Here is a 23,613-nt window from a genome sequence, read left to right as displayed (position 1 = left end):
GTGGCCGGGGGCCGGGCAGCAGCGCGGATCGGGTGGGTCCGGATGCTTCCGGTGGGGGCAAGACGTTCCGCCCAGTCTATCGACGGCACCTCGCGGCTGCCCGGCTTGACCGCGTCCGTGCAGGTCAGCGCAGGTCAGTGCGGGTCAAGGCCGCTCGGCGGGCTCCACCGCGAGCGCGTGGCGGAAGACGCCGCGCGGGTCCCAGCGGGCCTTCGCCCGCTGCAGGCGCGGGTAGTTGTCCTTGTAGTAGAGGGTGTGCCAGGGCACGCCCGAGGTGTTCCAGGCCGGGTCGGCCAGGTCGCGGTCCGGGTAGTTGATGTAGGAGCCGTCGCTGACCTCGCCGGGCACCGGCACGCCGCCGGTGTCCGCGTACACGTCGCGGTAGAACGCGCGGATCCAGGCGAGCCGGTCCGCGTCCTCGGACTCGTCGGCCCAGAAGACGTGGAACACGGCCTTCATCACCGCGTCGCGCTGGGCGACGGCGGTGGCGTCCGAGGGCACCGTGCCGACCTGGCCGCCGTAGCCGACCAGCAGCATGCCGCCGCTCGGGCAGCCGGTGTCGTTCGTCAGGTTCCGGTACACGGCGGCGAGTTGGGCGTCGGTGAGGGAGCGGCGCAGGTAGCCGGCCTTCTCCTTGTAGCGGCGGGTGGCCACGTCCCCCGGTTCATCCGGACCGCGTCCTCGACCGCCCGCACCACCCGCGCGGTCGACCCGACCACCCGGATCTCGTCCGGCCGGCCCACGAAGCGGAAGTTGTCGCCGCGCAGCAGGCTGTCGTAGCGCGGATCGCCGGGCCGAACGCTCGCCGGGCCGAACGCCGCCGGCTCGGGCGCACCACCGCCGGCCGTGGCACCACCGCGACCTGCGGCATCCGTGCCACCCGCGTCCCCGGGCTCCGCCCCGGCCGCCCGCCCGGCGCCCAGGGCGCCGGCCAGCGCCGTGGTCACGCCGCCGGCGGCCACCGCGCCCGCGGCGGCGAGCAGGCCGCGACGGTCCAGCGGATCGGGCTCCGACCGCTTCATCGCACGCTCCCATCCGGCCGGTGCGGGTCCGGCTCGCGCCGGACCCGCGCCGGGACAGTGCCGTCGACGCCTCGACTGTACGGGTCCGAACCGTGCCGCGGTCGGTGATCCGCCGCCGGTCGTGCGGCCGTGGAGGCATTGAACTCCGTTGCTGATAGCAATGATTGACATACAGTCAGCTCATCGCCCGGCGCGCGGCCCGGCCCGGCGGCCGGCGGGCGGTGTCACGCAGAGTGTCAAAGTCAGGGGTCGACGCATGACAGGGTGACGGATTGCCCGCCGCAGTGGCAGGGCCGAAACTCTAGGGACGCCAGCGGGGCCACGTCAGGTGCCGGCCGGTTCGCCGCGCCACCCCCACGAAGGCGCCGCGAATGCGCACCCCTGTGGCCCCCACCCAGCACCAGCGGCCGACCACCCTGAGGTGACCATGACTGCCATGACCATGCACCAGCCGCCCAGTCGCCTGCTGACTCCCAAACGCGTGCGCCTGATGCCGCTGGTCGCGCTGATCTTCTTCAGCGTCTCCGGCGGCGCGTACGGCATCGAAGGACTGTTCTCGACATCGGGACCCGGCATGGCGATCGTGCTGATCGTCGTCACGCCGCTGATCTACAGCATTCCGCACGCCCTGGTCTGCGCGGAGCTGGGCACCGCGATACCGGAGGAGGGCGGCTACTACCACTGGGTCAAGCGCGGGCTCGGCCGGTTCTGGGGCTTCCAGCAGGGGCTGCTGAGCTGGGTGTGCAGCTTTGTCGACATGGCGCTCTACCCGGTGCTGTTCACCAGCTACCTGCAGAACCTGGTCGGCGCGGTGGCGCCGGGGCAGCACGTGCTGTTCCACATCGGGGGGCTGCGGTTCGACCTCAACTGGTTCATCTGCGTCGCGGTGATCGTGGTGTTCACCCTGCTCAACCTGCTGGGCGCGGGCTGGGTCGGCGAGTCCTCCGTCGCCTTCGCGCTGATCTGCCTGCTGCCGATGGTCATCCTGACCGTGGTCGGGGTCGCGCACCTGGTGCAGCACGGCACGAACCCGGTCGGGACGCTGACCGCCACCTCCGGGCAGTCGACCTGGAACGCCTTCGGCGCCGGGCTCTTCATCGTGATGTGGAACTACTCCGGCTGGGACAGCGTGACCACCGTCGCCGGCGAGATGGAGAACCCGCGCAAGCACCTGCCGAAGGCGCTGGCGATGGCGGTGGTGCTGATCATGGTGGGCTACCTGCTGCCGTCCATCGCCTCGCTGGCCACCGGCGCCGACGGCAAGGCGGGCTGGCAGAACTGGGACACCGGTTCGTTCTCCGACGTCGCCAAGCAGCTGGCCGGGCCCTGGCTCCAGGTGACGGTCACCGTCGGCGGGATGTTCGCGGCGGTCGCGATGTTCTCGGCCCTGCTGGCCGCCAACTCGCGACTGCCGCTGGTGCTGGCGCAGGACGGCTACTTCCCGGCCTGGGTCGCCAAGGAGAGCCGGCGCTACCGGGTGCCGATCGTCTCGATCATCGGGTCGTCGGTGATCTACGCGCTGTTCTGCCTGAGCAGCTTCACCAACCTGGTGATCTTCGACGTCTTCCTCACCAACCTCGGCATCCTGCTGGAGGTCGCCGCGCTGATCGCCCTGCGGATCAAGGAGCCCGAGCTGGAGCGGCCCTACCGGATCCCCGGCGGCTGGTTCACGGTGGCGGGCATCACGGTCTCGCTGCTCGGCATCTGCGGCTGGGCCGCCTGGGAGCAGTACCAGGAGAGCGGCGTGCAGGCCGTCACCTACGCCGCCGTGGTGGTGGGCGGCTCGCTGCTGCTCTACCCGCTGCTGTCGCGCCGGCGGGCCGCACGGGCCGCACGGGGCGCGGTCCACCCGCTGCCGGCCTCGCCGGTGGCCGCCGACCTGGTCGGCTGACGGATGGACCTGCTGACCTGCTGACCTGCTGACCTGTTGACCAGCTGGGCGGCTGACCCGCTCACCGGCTGACCAGCCGGCCGGCCGGCACACGATCGGACCGGCGTGCCGGGGAGGGCCGAGATGGCCGCCCCCGGCCCGCCGGTCCTGCCGTTGGCCCGTCCGGGTGAGGCCGCCCGCACCGGATTACGGGGTGTCAGCGGCCTCTGCCGGATGCAGACAGTGTGCAGCGGCGCCGGTGCCCGCGCAGTGGTTAGCGTCAGGGCATGACCAACAGCTTCGTGATCCACCTCCCCGACACCGGGCTCGCCCTCGACCCCGAGCCGCTGGACCCGGCGCAGATCGTCTCCGGCGCTCCGGAGGTCACCGGGCAGGTGCTCTGGGAGTCCGCGGATGGGCGGCAGCTGCGCGGGATCTGGCAGATCACCCCGGGCGTGGTGACCGACACCGAGGCCGACGAGTTGTTCGTGGTGATCAGCGGCCGAGCCACCATCGAGATCGCCGGCGGGCCGGTGCTGGAGGTCGGTCCGGGCGACGCCGCCGTGCTGCGGGAGGGCGACCGGACCACCTGGACCGTCCACGAGACGCTGCGCAAGGCCTACGCCCTCACACTGCCCGCCGGGGACTGACCGCCGGGGACCGACCGCGGCCGGGGCCCGACCCCCACCGGGCCCCGCCCGCTCCCCCCGCCCCGCCCCGCGCCGCACCCCCCGCCCCCGCACCCCCGCCCCCACCCCGTGCCACCCGCTCTCCCACGCACCGAAGGAAGCAGCCACCCATGGATCCCGCTCTCTCCCTGCAGGACGTCAAGCCCACGCCGTTCTGGCTGGACGACGCGGCCCGGCCCGAGGCCAGGTCCGCCCTGGTCGGCGACGTCCGCTGCGACCTGCTGGTGGTCGGCGGCGGCTACAGCGGCCTCTGGACGGCCCTGATCGCCAAGGAGCGCGACCCCTCGCTGGACGTCGTTCTGGTCGAGGGGCACGAGGTCGGCTGGGCGGCCTCCGGACGCAACGGCGGCTTCTGCGCGGCCAGCCTCACCCACGGCCTGGGCAACGGCCAGCAGCGCTGGCCCGGTGAGCTGGCCCGGCTGGAGGAGCTGGGCGCGCGGAACCTGCAGGCCATCGAGGACAGCGTCAAGCGGTACTCGATCGACTGCGACTGGGAGCGCACCGGTGAGATCGACCTGGCCACCGAGCCCTACCAGCTCGACGACCTGGCCGAACTCGCCGACCTGGCGAGGCAGTTCGGTGGCGAGCTGACCGTCCTGGACACCGAGGCGGTGCGCGCCGAGGTCAACTCCCCGACCTACCTGGGCGGGGTCTGGGACCGCGACGGCGTCGGCATGGTCAACCCGGCCAAGCTCGCCTGGGGCCTGAAGCAGGCCTGCCTCGACCTCGGCGTGCGCGTCTTCGAGCACACCCCCGCGACCGAGATCGCCGAGTCGGGCGCCGGGATGGCGGTGCGCACCGCCTACGGACGGGTCTTCGCCCGCCGGGTCGCGCTGGGCACCAACGTCTTCCCCTCGCTGGTGCGCCGGACCCGCGCCTACACCGTGCCGGTCTACGACTACGCCCTGATGACCGAGCCGCTGAGCCCCGAGCAGCTCGCCTCGATCGGCTGGCAGAACCGCCAGGGCCTGGGTGACAGCGCCAACCAGTTCCACTACTACCGGCTCTCGGCCGACAACCGGATCCTCTGGGGCGGCTACGACGCGATCTACCACTTCGGCGGCCGGGTCCGCTCCGAGCACGACCAGCGCCCGCGGACCTACCAGACGCTGGCCACCCACTTCTTCCAGACCTTCCCCCAGCTGGAGGGCCTGCGCTTCACCCACGCCTGGGGCGGCGCGATCGACACCTGCACCCGGTTCTCCGCCTTCTTCGACACCGCCTACCACGGCAAGGTCGCCCTCGCCGCCGGCTACACCGGCCTGGGCGTGGGCGCCACCCGCTTCGGCGCCGAGGTGATGCTCGACCTGCTGGCCGGCGAGCGGACCGAGCGCACCGCCCTGGAGATGGTCCGCCGCAAGCCGCTGCCCTTCCCGCCCGAGCCGGTCCGCTGGGCCGGCATCGAGCTGACCAAGTGGTCCCTGGACCGCGCCGACCGCAACGCGGGGCGCCGCAACCTCTGGCTGCGGACCATGGACCGGCTCGGCCTCGGCTTCGACTCCTGACACCGGTGGCGCCGGGCTGCCCAGTTACGTAGGTCCACCAGTTCTGTCCGTTGTCCGCTGCGCAGGCACTCACCCGGGCTCCCTACTCGTCGCTGATCAGCGGCCCACTGCGCGGATGAGTACCTCTCGACCTACCGTCCGGATGACCCTCGATCTGACCTCGGTCGAATCCGTGGGTGGTCCGCGCAGAGGCGGAGCGGGAAGCCGGATGATCCTGCGTGTCTCTGCTGGGCGTCGCTCGGGCGTTGGATGTCATTGCCCCTGACACCAATTGCGCAGCACTTGTCTCAGGCGCCCCGGGCCTGGCTTGTCAGCGCAGGGCCCTAGCATGCTCCGCGTGACGCAAGCCGTGCAGACCTACACCTACCTCCGGTCCTCCGCCGTGCGGAACAGCAGCGCCGGCCGGAGCCTCACCCTGGAGACCTCCGGTGGGGCGACACTGACCGGGGCGGCCGCGAACCCGCGCTTCTTCCACGGGTTCCTGACCGCTCCGGCGGCGGCCGCCGCCGCACTGCTCACGGTCGCCAGCGTGGCCGCGACCCGGTACTACCAGCCGCTGCGGCCCGCCTCGCTCGACCCGGTGGTGACCGCCAACGGCGACCGGCTGCGCTTCGAGTCGTTCTCCGGCTGCTGCGGTGTCTACGCGCGCCTCGACGTGCTCCCTGAGGGACTGGACGGAAACAACGTCGGCCACGGCACCACCAACGTCGACGTCAACCACCCACTCCGCGAGGCGCTCGGCCTGATCGGCGCCACCGACCCGCTTCACCTGGCCATCGGCCCGGATGAGCTGGCGGTCACCACCCTCGACGGCCGACGGGTCGAGAAGAGGGTGCCGCTGCCGGACCGCTGGCTGCGCGGTTTTGCCGAGACCCAGGTGCTGGCCGCGGGCTTCGACCTGCGTATCGAGGTATCGGCCGCGGAAGCCGTTCGCTTCCTGCGATCGCTGCCGCGTGACAGCGGCCGTTTCGGCACCCGCAGCACGCAGTGGGTGGTCGCTGCGGGCCGTGTGCTGCGCCGGACCAGCAGGCCCGTTCCCGGTGCGGTCTGCCTGTCCGGCCCGGAGCGGCTGGCCAACCTGCAGCGCGCACTCCGGCACGCGCTGGCGCTGCGCGTGTACGGGCCGCCTGCCGGAACCTCGCCCACGGCGGCCGTGTGGGAGGTGGTGCTGCCGGGCATGCGGCTGAGCCTCATGCTGTCGCCGGACGCCGCACGCGGCTTCTCCGGCGAGGGCGGTGTGCTCGCCGCGCTCGCCAACGAGCATGCCGATTCCGACGCCGAATTGGTCTCGGCGCTGCTGGCTTGGGAACCCCGGATCGACCCGGCGGAGCTCGCCGAACAGGCGGGGCTGACCACCGAGCGCGTCCGCGCAGCCCTGACCAGGCTCGGGGCGGCCGGCCAGATCGGGTACGACACGGCCGAGGCCGCATACTTCCACCGTCAACTCCCCTACGACTCCGGCCGCGCCGAGGCGCAGAACCCGCGCCTTCGGGCGGCCCGCGCCTTGGTGGCGGCAGGCGCCGTGCGGTTGGAGGGCGGCGGCGCGCTGGTGACGGTGGACGACCACGTGCAGCGGGTTCGGGTGGGGCCGGACGGGCGGCTGAGCTGCACTTGCCTGTGGTGGGCCAAGTACCGGGGCGGGCGCGGGCCGTGCAAGCATGCGCTCGCGGTGAGCCTGTGCTCGAACTCGGGCTCGGTGGCCGACGGCAGGGCGGAAGACGGGGCTGGGACCACGGTAGTGGAGGGAATGCGATGACGCTGATCGAGCGGGTGCGGGCGGGAGACGCCGACGGTGTGGTCCGGGAACTGGCCGGGTTGACGCCAGCCCAGCGACGTGACTGCATCGCGGAGCTGAAGGAGATCCGTCAGGAGATCGGCGAGGAGTGGTGGCTCAAGCGCGGCGTCCTCCAGGCGCTGATGGTCGCGGGGGCCGGCTGCCACACTGCCGCCACCTCGGCGGCCGCCTGGCTGAGCATGAGCGGCCCGGGGTTCAGGCTGGACGACAGCTGGGATCAGCCCGCCCTGCTGACGGCGATCGAGAGCCAGCCGCTGGAATGGCGCAGCGCGCTGGTCGCCAAACTGGCCGAGCGGCGGGCCACCTCCTGGGCGACGAGGAAGTACCACCTGCTGGAGCACCTGGTGCTGACGACCGGCTGCGACGTGCCGACCTCGGACGGCTTCGTCACGCAGTGGTTCCGCGGCCGGACCTGGACGTACGCCTCCCACCGGAACCCGATCGTCGTCGTGACCGGTAAGACCCTGTGGGAACGGCTGTCGAAGGACCCGTTCGTGCCGCTCCTGACGCCACGGTTGTTCGAGCTCGACGAGATCGGCCCCATGCTCGACGGCCCGGGGAACGAGCAGCGCCCCGAGGACTGGTGGCCGACCTGCCTGGTCCGGCTGGCCGAGCAGGGCATGCTGGACCGGGGGGAGCTGATTGACCTCTGCCTGGCCCGGCTGGCGCGGGGCGGGCGGACCAGCGATCAGCGCGGCTTCCTGAAGCTGCTGCAGATCTTCGCCCCGACCGCCGAGGAGAGAACGGCCCGGGCCAGAAACTACTTCGCGCTGCTCGACGCGCTCCCCACCGTCGCCGCGCACGCCCAGCAGGTGCTGGCCGACCTCGACGAGGCGGGCCTGCTGGCTCCCGGCCTGCTCGCCGAGGCCTCGGCGACGGTGCTCCTGCGCACCGAGAAGAAGCTCGTCCGCGCCCAGCTCGGCTGGCTGGACGAGGCTGCGCGGCGCGACCCGGCCCGTTCCGGTGAGGTGGTGCTCGCGACGGCTCGCGCCTTCGGCCACCCCGACCCCGACCTGCAGGGCCGGGCCCTGCAGGTGACGGCCCGCCACCTCCCCGCGGCCGGAACGGCGGTGCTCCCGCAGTTGCGAGCGGCCGCCGAACTGCTCAGCCCGGCGCACACCGCACGGGCCGGGGAACTCTTCGGTGGCGACCTTCCCGCGCCCGCCGAGGCGTATCGGGAGCTGCTGCCGCCGGTGCTACTGCCCGTGCCGGTGCCTGGCCCGCTGGACAGTGTGGAGGAGGTCGCCGAGGAGCTCGGCGCGGTCCTCGCCGGAGACCCGGACGCGGCGGCCTTCGAACGCGTCCTCGACGGCTTGGTCCGGCACACCCACCGGGACCGCCCGGCGCTCGCCCGGGCGCTGGAGCCGGTGCTGCGCGCCCACGCGTGGAGCGGCACGCACCGCTGGGCGGACTGCTCGCCGCGGGCCGTCCTGCACGTCGCCCTGGCGGCAGCCGGGCGAGCGACCCCCGAGCCGCTGCGCAGCCCCGGCTTCGGCACCGAGTTCGGTGACGTGCTGGCCGGCCGGCTGGAGGAGGCGGCCGACCGGATCCGGACCGGCAACATGCCCTTCCTGCTCGCCACTCCGACCTCCGCTACCGGAGCGCTGGACGCGGCGACGCTGGTCGACCGTCTCGCCGCCTATGAGGCAGCCGGTGCGGAACCTGGGGCCGCCGACCTCTCGCAGGCGCTGCTGCGCGTGGTGCCCACCGAGGACACCGAGGTGCTGGTCGCCGCCGAGCGGCTCGGATCGCCGGCCGGGCAGTACGCGGCGCGCTGGCTCCGCTCGCGCGGGCTGCCCGCGCAGCGGTCCACCCGTAGGCGGTTCGCCCCGGCGCAGGACCTTGAGGGCCATTGGCGGGTGCACGAGTTCGAGGGCGTCGTGCTGACCGTGATCGACCAGCCCGGCGAGGAGTCCGCCGATCAGCGCGACGGGGTGGACGGCCAACTGGCCGCCGACTTCGTCGAACTGGTCGGTCCGCTCGTCCACTCGGGGCTGCGGACGATCCGGTACCGGCACGGCACGCCGCCCCGGCTCTGGCTCGCGGCCCTGCCCAACCACCGTGAGGAACTGGCTGCCCGGCTGCTCGACGCGTTCGCCCACACCGAGGACCGGGGCGCCGCCGAACTGCTTCCCCACCTCGTCGAGGCCGGCGGCCCGGCGGGCCCGGCCGTCCACCTGGCCGTCGGGTACGGGCTGGGCGCCCGGCGGCCCGAGGACCGCACCGCCGCGGTGGACGCCCTGCTGGTGCTCGCAGCCCAGGGCGACCTGGACGGCCCGCTGCTCGGGCAGGAGCTGGCGGAGCTGGTGCTGATCGGGGCGGTGAAGGCCAACCGGCTCACCGACTCCGTACGGGCCGCCGCCGCGACGGGTGCGTACGGCACGGTGTGGTCGGTGCTGGCCGCAGCCCTGCCGCAACTGCTCAGGGCAACGCCCGCACGGGGCGTTGGCGAGCTGCTCGCGGTGGCAGCCGACTGCGCGCGGCGCAGCGGCTCGCGCGGACCGATCGCCGAGGTGTCGGAGACGGCCGGGCGCGGTGGATCGAGCCGGGTGGTGAAGGAGGCACGGGCCCTACGAGAGGTGCTGGCCGGGGCATCAGCCGGAGGGTAGACGTCCGCTGGCTATCCGGCACTGGAATGTGTGCCAGTCGGCGTGACATCCAGAAGCTTCTGCAGGCCGGGTTCAAGCTGTCACAGCAGGGGGCCGACTCCGCCGTCATGGGCACGGCGGTGTTCGGTGAGGCTGGTCACGCTGCTCAGTGCTTGCAGCTCGTCCTCCAGGGCGGCCTTGTCGACGGTCAGCTGGCGGATCGCCTCGGCGTAGATGCGGACCAGCTTGCGCAGGTCGCTGTTCTCCCGCCGGAGGCGGGCTGTCTCGTCGTCGGGCCGGGCACTGTTCTTCGGCGCCGTGGCCGAGCGGTGTCGGTCGTCGAGTCGGCTCTTGAACCAGGCGATCAGCTCCGGGTAGTTGCGGTAGAAGGTCGCGTGGGTGACACGGAGGTGCTTCTCAACGTTGGTGACGGTGGCGCGTCGGCCGACGGCCTTGCTCTCGGCGAGTTCGGTTTCCATCGCGGTTCGGACTTGCGCGTCGGTGGGCAAGTGAGGGCTCACGGGTTCTCCGTCACAGTGTCCGGGTCGGTGCCGACGGTTTCGGCGAGGAAGTCGGCGAGCTCCTGCCGGCGGGCTTGGAGCCGGTGCCGAACGAACGGTGCCAGCCGGTCCGCTTGGGCGAGCTCCTGGTCGTGAGCGTCCAGGGCTGCTCGCAGGTGGCCGGTGTTCTCGATGGACAGGGCGACGTTGCGGCAGCGCAGGGGCTGGCAATCCGGCAGCGAGGGACCGTTCCCACCATCGTCCCGGCGGCACAGGGCCCGGTCGGGGTTGTGGACGCAGGTGACGTACTGGCCTGGGTAGATGTGCGGGTCGTGTCGAGCCATGTGGCGCTGGAGCCGCTTCGGGTCGTTGATCACCTTGCCCTGGAAGTGGACGTGGCGCTCGAACTCGGCGAGGCGGCTCTCCGCCTCCGCCGCGGCCGGCCCGGTGAGTCGGTGGAACTCGTCGCTGATGATCAGATCGCCGAGCTTCTCGCCGCGGGCGATGGCCTCCTCGGATTCGACTTCGTCGCGGAACCCGGAGCTGGAGGTGCCTAATGGTGGAGTCGGGTATTGGAACCCTCTGAATGCCTGTCACTCCCGTGCCATGATCGGTGCATGAGGGAGTAATCCTGGCCTGAGGACGGCATCGAAGTCGGAGCCCGAGCCAGGGCGGCGTGGTCCGCGACATGCCAGGCGCTACTGAACTTGAACTCGTGATGTCGGTCCAGGTCCCGGGCCTGCACGCCGCCGCTGCGGGCGAAGATCGCCGCGACCGATACCCCAACTCCCGCTGCTCAACAGGCTCCGGCGGTGCCGACTGCCGTAGCCCGTGGCCCCGCACTGGTCGGCCCGCCGCCCCCAGCAGCATGCCGGCGGTCCCCACTGAGGCGCTGTTCTCCCGCGTCCAGACCCGTCAGGCGGTGTGACATGACCGAATAGGACACCGACAAGAATCTGCGGCCACTTCTAGCGAAGATCACCATCACCGGTTGGGCCACGCTCACCGAGGATGTGAGCAGGGCTCATCCAGAACGAGACCCGGGGCATCGACAGCCTCGCCTGGTCACCGCCTTGGAGGGCACGTTCGGCATCGTCATCCCCGACGAGGCCACCGGCTAGCTGGAAACCGTCGACGACATCCGCCGCTGCGTGGAACCGCTCACTGCCGCGGAGACCACGCTCCCCGCACCCGAAGGACCCCCCGAGTGAGCCTCCGCGAGATCAAGCCAGGTAACCGCGGCTACCTCTACGTCAACAGCCATCCGACCGGCTGCAAGACGGTGGTTGACCGCATGTGGCAGCGGCTACCAGACTCCGCTGGCGGCCGGCCCGGCCCGGTCGCCCTCGTCATCGGCTCCAGCGCCGGCTACGGACTGGCTGCGACCCTGGTTGGCCTGCGTACCCACCGGATGCGCGGACTCGGCATCGCCTTCGAGTCCACCGCAACCGAGCGCCGCACCGCCAGCGCGGGCTGGTACCGCACCGCGCGGACCGCCGAGCTCGCCGCCGAGGCCGGCGCTGACTTCACCTTCCTCAACGGCGACGCCTTCTCCGAGGGCGTCAAGGACGAGGCCACTGACCAGCTCGCCGCCCGCTTCGGCAAGATCGACCTGCTCGTCTACAGCATCGCGGCCCCGCGTCGCACGGACTCGCTGACCGGGGAGGTCCACCACTCCGTCATCAAGCCGCTCGGCACCGACTACCAGGCCAAAACCCTCGTGTTCGAGGACGGCCTCCCGCGGATCGGCGAGTTGCACCTGCAGGCCGCGGACGAGGCCGAGCGCGAGGCGACCGTGCAGGTCATGGGCGGCGCCGACTGGCAGATGTGGATCGACACCCTGCAGTCCAAAGGCCTGCTCGCCGACGGCTTCCAGACCGTCGCCCTCTCGTACGTCGGATCCGACATCACCGCCCCCATCTACCGGGCCGGAACCATCGGCGCTGCCAAGCAGCATCTGGAAGAAACCGCCCGCGCCATCAACACCCAGCTCAAGGGCACAGGCCACGCCTACACCGTCGTCGCCGGCGCGGCCGTCACCCAGGCCTCCACCGCCATCCCAAGCATCGCGCTCTACACCAGCATCCTTCACCGCGTTACCGGTGACAGCTGGCAGGCCACCGTCGACCAGGCAGCGGCCGTGTGGAACCAGCTCGCCGGTGACGCCGAACTCGACCTGGACGACCAAGACCGCATCCGGCTGGACGACTGGGAGATGGACCCCGGGGTTCAGGCTGCCGTCCGCGCCGCGTGGGACCAGGTCGACGCCGACACCATTGCCACCAGCGCGGACACTGGTTGGTTCCGCGACCAGGTCGGCCAGCTCTACGGCTGGGACGTTCCCGGCGTCGACTACGAGGTCGCAGCCGAGACCACCGTCCCGTGGCCCGCTTCCCCGTCGTCCGACGCCGCCACCCCGTAGAGCCCTATCCGCCCTTCGAGGATAAGAAGCCGCTCCCGCTGCCGTTCCACCCGCTCGTTCTGGGTGGTCAACGGCGGCTGACGGCGGCGGCATAGGCGGCCCAGTCGCCGGCCGATGCCTTCTGCCACTGGACGGCGACTTGGATGTGGATGCCGAGCATGCGGGCCAGGATCGCGGCCGGGACTTCCTCGGCGAGGGCGAACAGGGCGGTGGACCTGGCCTGGCCTGGTTGGATTCCGACGGCGATCAACCGTAGGCCGAGCCGGTCGGCGCTGACGTGTTGGCCTGGGCGTTGACCTGGAAACAGCCAGGGCGTCTGATCGGCGTGTCCGATCACTGTGTAGGGGCGGCGTGTTGCGAGGCGAGTTGGCGGTCTTGAACATCTCCTGCCAGCCCGACGGATGGCTTGGCAGGCCGTGGCGGTTCAACCAGAGCGCCGCCGGCTCCAGCCCCTGGGGAGTCTCGATCAGGACCCGGCGGCGCTCGCGGTGGTCCAGCTGGCCGATCGGCAGGCGTTCGCCGTCGATCACCACCACCGGCTTACACGGGTCCGAGACGATCAGCGGCTTGCGGATCCGTTCGTAGAGGCCCTTCTCCCGCGCCACTTCGACAGCCTCCGCCCGGTCTGTCTCCACGTAGTCCCACACGTCCTTCAGCGAGGACACCGGGAAGTAGATGCGTCGAGCCGATCCGCCCTTGGCGATCGCCTCGGGCAGCCAGGTGCGGAAGTTGAGCGTCCCGGGCACCGGCTCGGGCAGCTCGAACAGGCTCAGGCTCGTCTGCTCGGACAGTCGCAGCCCGGTGCGGATCAGCGAGTCGGTGAAGGCCGAGTTCCGTGATGCGAACCGGCCGCGGAACGACCGGTCGGGGAGGCCATGCGGGGTGAACCCGCGCACTCCCGTATCTCTCCAGAGGCGGTAGGTCGCGGGCGGCAGCCACTCGACGTCGTTGGGCCGCCCCTCGTGTGAGGCCTCGGCCGGGGTCGGCTCACCCGAGGGCCGACGTGGATCGCGGCTGCGGGATACCCGCTGCCGGAACGGGTTCCGTGCCGCGTGCCCCTCGACGACGGCCCAGCGGTAGAACTGGTTGACCGTGGCGACCTCACGGTCCCAGGTCGTCGCTTCCACTCTCGGTCCGGCAGCGTCGTGCAGCCGCCAGTGTTTGAAGGCTGCCCGGTCATCCGGCGAGGCGGCCTTCCAGCTCCGGCGGCCCCGGTTGTCCCACAGGAACTTGAGGAACCGCTTCAGGTCGTAGGCGACGGCGGCTTGGGTCGTGTCAGGCTCGTTAGCGAGCATGGTGACGAAGTAGTCGTTCAGGTCGACGTCGTACCGGCCGAGCGGATCGATCAGGTACGGCGAGCCGTCCCCGATCCCGTACTCGTCCAACCAGTCGTCCAGAGCAGCAACGTCGACCATCACGTCCGTACTTGCCTGCGGCAGCCCAAGCTCACGCCGGGTGAAGAACACCCGCCAGCCCAGCACGCCCGGATCTCTTGGTCTGGATCGCACCGCTGGAACGTAGCAAGGACATGTCCGAAACCGCACAAGTGACGACGAGGGCGGCCCGGCACCGCGTCAGCGCAGGCGCACCGGCAGCTCGTAGAGGTCGTTCTGGGTGACCACCGGCTTGTTGCGCAGCTCGGTCCGGTCCACCGCCAGGTCGAGCGCGGGGAAGCGCTCGTACAGGGTGGGCAGGGCGATGCCGGCCTCCAGGCGGGAGAGGGCCGAGCCGGGGCAGACGTGCGGGCCGTGGCCGAAGGCGATGTGGCGGTTGGGCGAGCGGGTGATGTCGAAGTCCTGCGCGGTGGGACCGTGCGCCTGCTCGTCGCGCCCGATCGCCGCGTAGGAGACGATCAGGGCCTCGCCCGCGGCGATGGTCTTCTCGCCGACCTGGACGTCCTCGGTGGCGAAGCGGATCAGGACGTGCGAGGTGGGGGTGGACCATCGCAGGGTCTCCTCGATCACCGCGTCCCAACCCACCGCCCCGGAGCGGACCAGGGCGAGCTGCTCGGGGTGGCCGGAGAGGTTGACCACCGCGTTGACGATCAGCGAGATGGTCGTCTCGTGCCCGGCGGCGATCATCAGCTGGAGGGTGTTGACGATCTCCTCGTCGGTCAGCCGGTCGCCGTCCTCGGAGGCCAGGATCAGCGCGCTGGTGAGGTCGTCGCCAGGGGCGGCGCGGCGCTCCGCGACCACCTTGGCCATCATCTCGCCCAGCTCGACCAGCGTCGCGAAGACCTCCGTGGGCGGGGTCTGGGTGGAGAAGAACTTCTCGAAGAGCACCTTGAGCCGGGGATGGTCGGCGGGGTCGATGCCCATCAGCCCGCTGATCACCTCCATCGGCAGCGGGTAGGCGAACTCGGCCTTCAGGTCGACGACGGCCTCCGGCGGGTGCGCGGCGAGCCGGTCGAGCAGCCCGTTCGTCAGCTCGGTGACGTGTCCGCGCAGCAGCTCCACCCGGCGCGGGGTGAGCGCCTGCGCGACCAGGGTGCGCAGCCTGCGGTGGTCCTCGCCGTCGACGGTCAGCATCGAGCGGCCGGGGTTCGCCAGGCCGATCAGCGGCCAGTCCTGCGGTATCTCACCGCGCTGCCAGGCGCCCCACACGTTGATGTCCTTCACCAGCCGCCGATCGGCCAGCAGCTGCCGCGCCTCGGCATGGTGCGTGACGGCCCACACCGGCACCCCGCCCGGCAGCTCCACCGCGGCGAGGGGGCCCGCGGCGCGCAGCCGCGCGCTCTCGGCGTCCAGGTCGGTGACGAACGGGTCGAGCGCGATGCGTCCCTCGTCGGGGACGGTGGTGGGGCTGGTCATGACCTCGTGCCTCCAAGCGCGGGGGTGGGGGTGAAGCGCACCGGCAGCTCCGTCAGGCCGCGAAGCCAGGGGGAGGGGCGGCGGCTGAGCGATCCGGCGGGGACGTCCAGGTCGATGTCGGGCAGCCGGTCGAGGACCACCTCGATGGCGGTCCTGGCGATGACCTCGGCGATCTCCTGGGCGGGGAACGGGCAGCGGTGCTCGCCGTGGCCGAAGGAGAAGAACGCGCTGTTGCCGCCGGTGAGGGAGCCGCTGTCGGTGCGCACCTGCGGGTCCGAGTTGGCGGCGGCCAGGCCGAGCAGCAGCAGGTCGCCGGCCCTGATGTGCTGGTCGCCGAGCTGGGTGTCCCGGGCGGCCCAGCGGCCCGCCACGTTCTGCGTGGGCGTGTCCTCCCAGAGCACCTCGTTCATCGCCTCGGCGACGCTGTGCCGGCCGCCGAAGAGCGAGGCGGCGAACCGGTCGTCGGTGAGCATGAGCCGCAGCGAGTTGCCGATCCAGTCCGCCGTCGGCTGGTGCCCGGCGGCCATCATCACCATCAGGTCCTGGGCGACCTCCTCGCCGGTGAAGCCGGCGGAGTCGGCCAGCATCCGCGAGACCACGTCGCGGCCGGGGGCGGCGTGCTTGTCCGCCAGGAGCTGCTGCATGGACGCGGCCAGGTGCTGCATCCCGGCCAGCGCGCCCTCCTGACCGTTGATCATGTCGTTCATGGCGGTGACCAGGCCCGGGCCCTGCGCGTCGGAGAACCCGTAGAGCCTGGCCAGCACCCGCAGCGGGAGCAGCATCGCGTAGTCGGCGATGATCTCCGAGGCGCCCTTGCCGCAGAACCCGTCGATCAGCTCGTCGGCGATCTGCTCGGTGTACGAGCGCAGTTCGGTGGGGTCCACGGCCTCCAGCGCGTCGCTGACCATCGCGGCGCGCACGCGGTGGCGCTCGCCGACCGTGTAGAGGATGGACGGCTGCTTGTGCCCGATCATCGGCAGCAGCGGCCAGTCGGCCGGGATGCGGTCCCACTGGTTCCACAGGTCCGAGTCCCGGCTGAAGAGCACCGGGTCACCGGTGACCTGGTGCAGTTCGCGGTAGCCGAGCACCAGCCAGGCGGGCACCTGGCCGTCCAGCAGGACGGGGGCCACCGGCCCGTGGTCGCGCCGCATCTCCCGGTAGAGCTCGGCGGGTTCGGTCTGGAACCGGGGCCCCGAGAGCGGTACGGGGGCGGGCCCTGGGGCGCTGGTCACTGGGCGGCCTCCTGGAGGACGTAGCGGGAACGGACGTGCTGCACCAGCGTGATGAGCACGTTCTTGCTGGACTCTCGCGACCGGGCGTCGCAGATCAGCAGGGGCACGCCGGGATCGAGGTCGAGCGCCGCGCGCAGCTGCTGCTCGCTGTGCTCGGGCCCGGCGAAGTCGTTGCAGGCCACGATGAACGGCGTGCCGTGCGCCTCCAGGCGGTCGATGGCGTACCAGGAGTCCGCGATCCGCCGGGTGTCCACCAGCACGACGGCCCCCAGCGTGCCCGTGAACAGGCGGTCCCACAGGAACCAGAACCGCTCCTGGCCGGGGGCGCCGAACAGGTAGAGGACGTTGCGCTCGTCCAGCGAGATCCGGCCGAAGTCGAAGGCGACGGTGGTGGCGGTCTTGCCGGCCACCGCGGCCGTGTCGTCGATCCGCTCCCCGGCCCGGGTCATCGTCTCCTCGGTGCTCAACGGGCGGATCTCGCTGACGGAGTGCACCATCGTGGTCTTGCCGACGCCGAAGCCGCCGACGATGACGATCTTGACGCCGTTGTCGGAGGTGGCCCGCAGGTCGGTGCGGGCTCCCGGCAGCTCGGCGGCTGCCGGCCGGTCAGAGGTTGCGGAGGCCAACGAGCACCTGCTCCAGGAGGTCGAGGTCGGGAACGCTGCGGGCCGTGGCGGCGGTGCGCGGGTGGCGGGCGCTGATCCGGCCCGCGTCCAGCAGGTCGGAGAGCAGGATGCGGACGATGCTCACCGGCAGGCCGAGCTCCGCGGCGATCTCCACCACCGCCGCCGGCCGCTGGCACATCCGCAGGATCGCGGCGTGCTCGGACTGCATGCCCGGGACGGGGGCGAACTCGGCGACCACCAGCGTCACGAGGTCGAAGGCGTCGGAGCCGGCGTGGCTGCGGCCGCCGGTGAGGGTGAAGAGCCGGTCGGGCGCGTCGTCCCTGCCGGGGCGGCTCATGAGCCGCCGGCCGTGCGGGGCGCGGCTCGCAGGTGCTCGCCGAGCTGCTCCACGAGCTCGCTGACCTGGTGGCCGACGAGCCCGGCGTCCGCGTCCTCGGCCGCGATGACGGCCAGGTGGGCGCCCTCGCCGGCCTCCACGACGAACAGCAGTCCGCCGTGGAACTCGGTCATCGCGGAGCGGACGCCGCCGGAGCCGTCGCCGAACTCGATGGACGCCCCGTGGGAGAGCGACTGGATGCCCGCGGCGATCGCGGCGAGCTGGTCGGCCTGGTCGACCGACAGCTCGGGCGTCCGGCAGAGCTTGAGGCCGTCGCGGGAGAGGACGAGCGCGTGCCGGGCCCCGGGGGTGGACTTCAGCAGGTTCTCCAGCAGCCAGCCCAGCTGCTCGTCGACGGTCGCGGTGGCATTGCGGGAGCTGGCGGTCATCGAGGGGTGTCGCCTTCCGATTCCGAGTGCGGGGGAGTGGCCGGAGCCCGGCCGCTGAGCGGGTCTGCGGGGTGGCCTGTCCGGTCTGCCTGGTCTGCCTGGTCTGCCTGGCCTGCCTGGCCTGCGGGGCCCTCGGTCCCGGCGGCCGCGCCGGCCTGCGCGGCGCCGCCGCGCACGGCCTGACGGAAGCTGCCGAAGCGGGCCAGGCCCGCCCGGACGTCGGTGCGCGCGGGCTGTGCCGGGGCGCCGGTGCGGCGGGCGCCCTCGGCGGCGGCCAAGGTCCGGCCGCGCCGGCGGTGCGGCAACGCGCCGTCGCCGCTGTCGCCGTCGCTGCCGTCGCCGTCGCTGCCGTCGCCGCCGTTGCTGTCGCCGTTGTCGTTGGCTTCGGAGCCGGGCCGCTGCTCGGAGGGGAGCGTTGGCCTGCGCAGGGTGAGGGTGGCCGTGCTGGACGCCTCGTCCGCCGTGGCGGCGGGGGCAGGCGCGGGGGCAGCCGCGGGCGCGGGGCGGGGGTGCACCGCCTGGGCGGGGGCCGCCGCCTGCGGCGCGGCGCTGCGTCCCAGCAGCTCCTGCGGGACGAGGACCAGGACGCCGGTGCCGCCGCGCGCGGACGGTCGGAAGGAGACGGTCAGGCCGTGCTTGCGGGCCAGCCGGCCCACCACCGCGAGACCCAGCCGGGTGCCGGAGAGGCCGCCCAGGTCGGTCGCCTCGCCGCTCACCGCGCGCTTGGCGCGGCGCAGCTGGACCTCGCCCATCACCAGGCCGCTGTCCTCGACGGAGACGATGACCCCCGCGGGCACCTGCTCGACGTAGACGTGCACCTCGGCCGTCGGCGGGGAGAACTTCGCCGCGTTGTCCAGGAGTTCGGCGAGCACGTGCATCACGCCCTCAGCGGCGTGGCCGGCCACGGACACCTCACCGGTCGAGTGCACCCGGACCCGCTGGTAGCCGCCGATCCGGCCCATCGCCCCGCGCAGCACGGACTCCATGCTGATCGGCCTGGCCCAGCGGCGACCCGAGCGGGCGCCGGTCAGCACGGCGACGGAGTCGGCCAGCCGGCCGGCCTGCGCGGTGCGGTGGTCCAGGTGGAGGAGGTCGGCGAGGACGTTCTCGTCGGCGTGGCGCTCCTCCATCTGGCGCAGGTCGGCCAGGATGCCGGTGGCCATCGCCTGCATCCGGGCGGACGCGTTGGCGCAGGCGGTGATCGCCGAGGTGCGGTCGGCGACGGCCAGCCGGGCCGCTGCCGCGAGGCGGTCGCGCTCGGCGGCGTGCTCCGCTGCCAGCCGGGCGCCCTCGGCGGTGAGCCGGGCGCTGTGCCGGGCCTCCTCGGCGGTGAGCTGGGCGCGCAACTGGTCAACAGCGGCGGCTAGTTGCTCGCGCTCGCGGTGGAGCTGCCCGGCTTCCCCGGCCGCGGCCGCCAGGTGCCGCCCGCGCAGCCGGGCGGACCGGAGGGCGTGGGTCGCCGTGGCGACGGCGGCACTGAGCAGCACGGCCCCGGCCCCGGCGCCCCAGCCGAGCGCGACGCGCACCGAGGCGGGAGCGGCCGCCACGGAGCCGGCCACGATCAGCCCGGCGGCCACAGCCGTCAGCAGCAGTGCCAGGACGGAGGCGCGCAGCGGTGGACGTTCCGTGCCGGGGGGAGCGAAGGGCGGTGACGCCGTCATCAATGTCCTCGAAGTACTCGTGAGCTCGATGTCCCGACGGGGTGTCATCGACAGAGACTGTGCTGAACTGATCAACGGATCGTTACTATAAATGAGTTGGTGGGTACTCGAAACCATCGCCCCGCATGCTGGGATCCCGGGCCCGGTCGCCCCGGGCCAACCCGGTCGGAGGGAGCCGCCGTTCGGTGCCCCGCCCGCTCCTCCGAGCGCTGCTCCGGCGTCGTGGTCCGAGGCGCTCCGTCAGGCGCTCCACTCGGCAGCGGAGTTGGTCGACGCGAGCCGGCAGGGCCCGGGCGCTGGATGCCGGGTGCCGGGTGATGCCGCGTGGGCTCAGGGAATGATGATCACCTTGCCCCGGATCCGGCCGGCCGCACTGCGGCGGTGGACGTCCGCGAGGGCACTCAGCGGGTGCGACTCGCTGATGTCGATGGTGATCACGCCCGCGTCGACGAGTTCCACGAGCGCCGCCAGCTGCCCCGGGTCGTTGCGGGCGACCATGTGCAGCGCGGTCACCCCGGCATCGGCGGGCGGCTCGACGGGGGTCGCGATCGAGACGATCCGCCCGCCCGGCCGCACCAGCGGCACCAGGGCCGCGGCGTCCGGCGGACCCAGCGGCACCAGGTTGAGCAGCGTGTCCACCGGGCCGTCGAGCGCGGCGGCCAGCGGCCCGGCGGTGTAGTCGATCACCTGGTCCGCACCCTGTCCGCGTACGGCTGCCGCGCTCCGGGCTCCGGCCGTGGCGATCACCTCGGCTCCGGCGTGCTTGGCGAGCTGCGTCACGAAGCCGCCGACGCCGCCGCCCGCGCCGTTGACCAGCACCCGCTGATGAGCACTCACCCGCCCGTGCTCGAAGACCGCCTGCCAGGCCGTCAGGCCGGCCACCGGCAGGGCGGCGGCCTGCGCGAGGGGGACCGAGCGCGGCGCCGCGACCAGCACCTCGACCGGCGCCCGGACGTACTCGGCGGCCGAGCCCGCGCCGTCGAGCCGCCCGATGACCAGGTCGCCGACACCGAACCCCCGTGTCCCCGTGCCGGTCCCGGCGACGGTGCCCGCGACGTCCCAACCGAGGGTGTGGGGCAGGTCGACGGGCAGGAATGCCCGCAGCAGCCCGGCGCGCAACGCGGCCTCACTGGGATTGAACGAGGTCGCGGCGACCCGGATGAGCACCTCGCCGGCGGCGGGGCTCGGGCGCGCGACGTCGTCGTAGCTGATCACGGAGGCGTCGCCGTACGCGTGGATCCGTGCGGTCCTCATCGTCTCCGTCGTCTCCATCGTCTCCATCGTCTCCGTCGTCTTCGTCGTCTTCGTCGTCCTCAACGTCATGCCACGAAGCTACGGGCGTGTCCGGAGACGATCCATGCTTCAGGGTGCCCGGTTCATACGTGAGCGTCTCGCACGCGTAGGGTCCGCGCATGGATCTCCTCAGCGACGTGATCGCGGTGACCCGCACCGGCCGCCCCCGGTCGGCCTACGTGCGGTGGCACGCCCCGTGGGGGCAGGAGTTCGCCTCCGTCCCGGGGTCGGCGGGCTTCCAGGTGGTCCTGCGGGGCTCCTGCTGGCTGCTGCCCCCCGACGCGGAGCCCGTCCGCCTGGGCGCGGGAGACGTGGTGTTCCTGCCGCACGGCCGCGGGCACACGCTGGCCGACAGTCCCGAGGGCCTGCTGACCGCCCCGGCCTGCGGCCCCGACGACCCGCGGCCGTTCGAGTCCGAAGGCCCGGCCGGCGTCCACGCGTCGGACAGCGTCGACCGGAGCGGCAACGGCGGTCCGGTCACCGTGCTGCTCTGCGGGGCCTACCAGCTCGACCCGTCCCGTGCGCACCCGCTGCTTCGCACCCTGCCGGACCTGATCCACCTGCCGGCGCGGGCGGGCCGCCACCCCCGGCTGAGTTCGGCGGTGGAGCTGCTGGCCGCCGAGCTGGAGAGTCCGGGTCTGGGCACGGACGCCGCCGTCCCGGCGCTGCTGGACACCCTGCTGCTCTACCTCCTGCGTGGCTGGCTCACCGAGCAGCCCGCCCAGGGCAGCCCCACCGGCTGGGCCGCCGCCCTCAACGACCCGCCGGTCACCGCCGCTCTGCGCGCCATCCACCAGGACCCGGCGGCGCCCTGGACGGTGGCGGAACTCGCCGTGGCAGCGGGGCTCTCCCGGGCACCCTTCGCCAGGCGCTTCGCCCTGCTGGTCGGTCAACCGCCGCTCGGCTACCTGACCTGGTGGCGGATGACCACGGCGGCGCGCCTGCTGCGCACGACGCGGGCGCCGCTGCGGTCCATCGCCGCCCAGGTCGGCTACACCTCCGAGTTCGCCTTCGCCAACGCGTTCAAGCGCACCCACGGCTCGGCACCCGGCAGCTACCGGCGGAGCGGTTGAGCCCGGTGCGGGGCGCCGCGCCGCGGAGGCCTGTCGGACTCTCAGTACCTTGGCGGGCAAGGGTGGTTGATGTCCGAACGGCTTGGTAGGGTCCGTTCCGCCCTTACTGAACGATTGTTCGGACGACGGTCGGCCCAGCGCCACCGGAATGGAGAAGCCATGGCCAGCGGTTCAGTTCACGGTGCGGATCATTCCGGTGGCGGCACCAGTCGCCGGTCGATCCTCGCGCGCACCGTCGCCGGCGCCGCCGGGCTCTCCGCGCTCACGATGGCGATGCCTGAAACGCCCGCCGCGGCCGCCGGCACCGGACAGGGCGTCACCGACTGGGTCAACGCGGTCACCCAGTTCGGCGCGGACCCCAGCGGGGCGACCGACAGCACGAGCGCGATCCAGCAGGCGCTGAACTCGCTGTCGAAGACCGGAGGCGTCGTCTACCTGCCGACCGGTGGCTACGTGTGCAACCAGGCCAGGCTGACGCCGGTGGACGGCGTCACGCTCCAGGGCGCGGGATCGAAGGCCTCGGTCGTCCACTTCGACGCGACCCTCAACCCGACCCTCTTCGGGACGGTCGACACGACGCGGCGCAGCTTCTGCATCCGCGACCTCGGCATCACCCAGACGAACAGCTCGGCGGCGGGCACGGCCATCGACGCGAGCTACTTCCTCTACTCGGACTTCACCCGGCTGCAGATCGCCGGCTCGAACATCGGCATCGACATCAACGGGGGCAGTGCCTACTACAACTGGGTGAACTGGTGCCAGATCACCGTCGCGGGAGCAGGTGCGATCGGGATCCGGATCGGCAGCGGCTCGAACAACAACCACGTGGTCGGCGGGCGGGTGCAGGTGTCGAGCGTCGACACCGGCAGCACCGGGTACTACATCGACGCGAAGTCCTGCTCGCTCCAGTCGCCGAACTGCCAGGAGGGTCCCGGGGTCGGCATCGACCTGGGCCCCATCGGTGTCGCCACCACGATCACCGACCCCTACCTGGAGGACAACGCCGTCGCCAACCTGCGGTTCGCGGCCGGCGTCCTGTCGCCCACGGTCATCGGCGGGACGATCGAGAACGACACGCAGTTCGCGCCGAACATCGTCGACAACGGTGCCATCTCCCCGATCATCCTGAACGCCAGGACCTCGCACGGCGGCGACATCTACGCGCACACCAAGGCGGTGATCGGCAACACCTGGCAGCCGGAGGACCACGGCCTGATCTCCTGGGCGTACGACCCGGCGGCCATTTCGGCGAGTTCGGCGATCGTGTCCGGCACCGCGTACTTCGTCAAGCTCCCGGTGCGGTACGTCACGACGGTCTCGACCGTCTGGTTCGACATCGCCTCGCCGGTGACCTTCCCGCCGGGCGGTCACGGCTTCTTCGGGCTCTACCACGTCAGCCCCGGCGAGTCCGTGGCCACCCTGCTGGCCGCGGGCAGCGCCGACGCGGTCCTCACCGCCGGCGGCGTGCAGTCGGTCGCGATAAGCCCCCAGGTGGTCACCCCCGGATACGTCTACGCGTGCGTCATGGCCGCGGGCTTCACGGGCACCCTCGCGCTGGGCCGCAACGCCACCGGTGGCGCGGCCAACCTCAACCTCCCCGCCGCGGGGTACCGGTTCTTCCAGAACACCACGGGCAACGGCACGGCGCTGCCCGCCTCGATCACCATGTCGGCCAACGCGGCGCCCCCGGCGGCCTTCTGGGCGGCGATCGGCTGACAGAGCGCCCGAGGACGACCGAAGGAGCCAGGTCGGAGGGGCGTGC

At 72.4% G+C, this 23,613-nt stretch carries 21 protein-coding genes; 9 read left to right on the top strand and 12 right to left on the bottom strand.

Annotated elements, in window-relative coordinates; all coding sequences use genetic code 11:
* Positions 1-144: 144 nt before the first annotated feature.
* Both OG455_RS05365 and OG455_RS05360 read right to left on the bottom strand, forming a co-directional pair.
* Entirely contained in the window at positions 145-654 is a 510-nt protein-coding gene (locus OG455_RS05365) for a BBE domain-containing protein (RefSeq protein ID WP_266290746.1), read from the bottom strand.
* Positions 567-1,022: a hypothetical protein gene (locus tag OG455_RS05360; RefSeq protein ID WP_266290745.1), complete on the bottom strand. Its 456-nt coding sequence runs from the start codon at positions 1,020-1,022 to the stop codon at positions 567-569. The genes OG455_RS05365 and OG455_RS05360 overlap by 88 nt, the downstream gene beginning before the upstream one ends.
* Positions 1,023-1,458: 436 nt before the next feature.
* On the opposite strand from OG455_RS05360, the gene OG455_RS05355 reads away from it, so the two are divergent.
* The 5 genes from OG455_RS05355 (at position 1,459) to OG455_RS05335 (ending at position 9,490) form a co-directional block, all read left to right on the top strand.
* A complete protein-coding gene (locus OG455_RS05355; protein WP_266290743.1) occupies positions 1,459-2,913 on the top strand; it encodes an APC family permease in 1,455 nt (484 codons plus the stop codon).
* Positions 2,914-3,179: 266 nt separating this feature from the next.
* Positions 3,180-3,542 (top strand): cupin domain-containing protein, encoded by a 363-nt coding sequence (locus OG455_RS05350; RefSeq protein WP_266290741.1) that lies wholly within the window; start codon positions 3,180-3,182, stop codon positions 3,540-3,542.
* A 149-nt stretch (positions 3,543-3,691) separates the two neighbouring features.
* Positions 3,692-5,086, top strand: coding sequence for an FAD-binding oxidoreductase (locus tag OG455_RS05345; RefSeq protein ID WP_266290739.1), 1,395 nt, complete (start codon positions 3,692-3,694; stop codon positions 5,084-5,086).
* 337 nt (positions 5,087-5,423) lie between these two features.
* Positions 5,424-6,842 carry an SWIM zinc finger family protein gene (locus tag OG455_RS05340; protein WP_266290737.1) on the top strand — a complete coding sequence of 473 codons (1,419 nt, stop codon included), beginning with the start codon at positions 5,424-5,426 and terminating at the stop codon, positions 6,840-6,842.
* Complete coding sequence (locus tag OG455_RS05335) at positions 6,839-9,490, top strand: DUF6493 family protein (protein WP_266290735.1); 2,652 nt, start codon at positions 6,839-6,841, stop codon at positions 9,488-9,490. The genes OG455_RS05340 and OG455_RS05335 overlap by 4 nt, the downstream gene beginning before the upstream one ends.
* A gap of 80 nt (positions 9,491-9,570) precedes the next feature.
* On the opposite strand, the gene OG455_RS05330 is transcribed toward OG455_RS05335, so the two are convergent.
* Together OG455_RS05330 and OG455_RS05325 are read right to left on the bottom strand one after the other, a co-directional pair.
* Positions 9,571-9,990: a hypothetical protein gene (locus tag OG455_RS05330; protein ID WP_266290733.1), complete on the bottom strand. Its 420-nt coding sequence runs from the start codon at positions 9,988-9,990 to the stop codon at positions 9,571-9,573.
* On the bottom strand, positions 9,987-10,313 hold the full coding sequence (locus OG455_RS05325; protein ID WP_266290731.1) for a hypothetical protein: 327 nt from the start codon (positions 10,311-10,313) through the stop codon (positions 9,987-9,989). Before OG455_RS05325 ends, OG455_RS05330 begins: the two co-directional genes overlap by 4 nt.
* On the opposite strand from OG455_RS05325, the gene OG455_RS05320 reads away from it, so the two are divergent.
* A complete protein-coding gene (locus OG455_RS05320; protein ID WP_266290730.1) occupies positions 10,302-10,526 on the top strand; it encodes a hypothetical protein in 225 nt (74 codons plus the stop codon). The two genes, OG455_RS05325 and OG455_RS05320, sit on opposite strands and share 12 nt — an antisense overlap.
* Before the next feature lie 650 nt (positions 10,527-11,176).
* A complete protein-coding gene (fabV, locus tag OG455_RS05315) occupies positions 11,177-12,391 on the top strand; it encodes an enoyl-[acyl-carrier-protein] reductase FabV (protein WP_266290728.1) in 1,215 nt (404 codons plus the stop codon).
* Here fabV and OG455_RS05310 read toward each other — a convergent pair.
* The 8 genes from OG455_RS05310 to OG455_RS05275 all read right to left on the bottom strand — a co-directional run bounded on the left by OG455_RS05310 (position 12,322) and on the right by OG455_RS05275 (position 20,808).
* Positions 12,322-13,872 carry a site-specific integrase gene (locus tag OG455_RS05310; RefSeq protein ID WP_266290726.1) on the bottom strand — a complete coding sequence of 517 codons (1,551 nt, stop codon included), beginning with the start codon at positions 13,870-13,872 and terminating at the stop codon, positions 12,322-12,324. The genes fabV and OG455_RS05310 overlap by 70 nt on opposite strands.
* A gap of 93 nt (positions 13,873-13,965) precedes the next feature.
* Positions 13,966-15,201 (bottom strand): cytochrome P450, encoded by a 1,236-nt coding sequence (locus tag OG455_RS05305; RefSeq protein WP_266290724.1) that lies wholly within the window; start codon positions 15,199-15,201, stop codon positions 13,966-13,968.
* Positions 15,198-16,433, bottom strand: coding sequence for a cytochrome P450 (locus OG455_RS05300; protein WP_266290722.1), 1,236 nt, complete (start codon positions 16,431-16,433; stop codon positions 15,198-15,200). The genes OG455_RS05305 and OG455_RS05300 overlap by 4 nt, the downstream gene beginning before the upstream one ends.
* On the bottom strand, positions 16,430-17,020 hold the full coding sequence (locus OG455_RS05295) for an ATP/GTP-binding protein (protein ID WP_266300663.1): 591 nt from the start codon (positions 17,018-17,020) through the stop codon (positions 16,430-16,432). Before OG455_RS05295 ends, OG455_RS05300 begins: the two co-directional genes overlap by 4 nt.
* A gap of 19 nt (positions 17,021-17,039) precedes the next feature.
* Positions 17,040-17,396 carry a DUF742 domain-containing protein gene (locus OG455_RS05290; RefSeq protein WP_266290720.1) on the bottom strand — a complete coding sequence of 119 codons (357 nt, stop codon included), beginning with the start codon at positions 17,394-17,396 and terminating at the stop codon, positions 17,040-17,042.
* Entirely contained in the window at positions 17,393-17,824 is a 432-nt protein-coding gene (locus tag OG455_RS05285; protein ID WP_266290718.1) for a roadblock/LC7 domain-containing protein, read from the bottom strand. The genes OG455_RS05290 and OG455_RS05285 overlap by 4 nt, the downstream gene beginning before the upstream one ends.
* A complete protein-coding gene (locus OG455_RS05280) occupies positions 17,821-19,485 on the bottom strand; it encodes an ATP-binding protein (RefSeq protein WP_266290716.1) in 1,665 nt (554 codons plus the stop codon). The genes OG455_RS05285 and OG455_RS05280 overlap by 4 nt, the downstream gene beginning before the upstream one ends.
* A gap of 330 nt (positions 19,486-19,815) precedes the next feature.
* Complete coding sequence (locus tag OG455_RS05275) at positions 19,816-20,808, bottom strand: NADP-dependent oxidoreductase (RefSeq protein WP_323185421.1); 993 nt, start codon at positions 20,806-20,808, stop codon at positions 19,816-19,818.
* 89 nt (positions 20,809-20,897) lie between these two features.
* On the opposite strand from OG455_RS05275, the gene OG455_RS05270 reads away from it, so the two are divergent.
* Together OG455_RS05270 and OG455_RS05265 are read left to right on the top strand one after the other, a co-directional pair.
* On the top strand, positions 20,898-21,851 hold the full coding sequence (locus OG455_RS05270; protein ID WP_266290714.1) for an AraC family transcriptional regulator: 954 nt from the start codon (positions 20,898-20,900) through the stop codon (positions 21,849-21,851).
* A gap of 159 nt (positions 21,852-22,010) precedes the next feature.
* Positions 22,011-23,567, top strand: a complete 1,557-nt coding sequence (locus OG455_RS05265) for a glycosyl hydrolase family 28-related protein (RefSeq protein WP_266290712.1) — start codon at positions 22,011-22,013, stop codon at positions 23,565-23,567.
* Positions 23,568-23,613 lie beyond the last annotated feature (46 nt).

The organism is Kitasatospora sp. NBC_01287, assembly GCF_026340565.1.
Taxonomy (GTDB): domain Bacteria; phylum Actinomycetota; class Actinomycetes; order Streptomycetales; family Streptomycetaceae; genus Kitasatospora.
The sequence above is the reverse complement of the archived record's forward strand: the minus strand, read 5'-3'. Positions and strand labels throughout refer to the sequence as shown.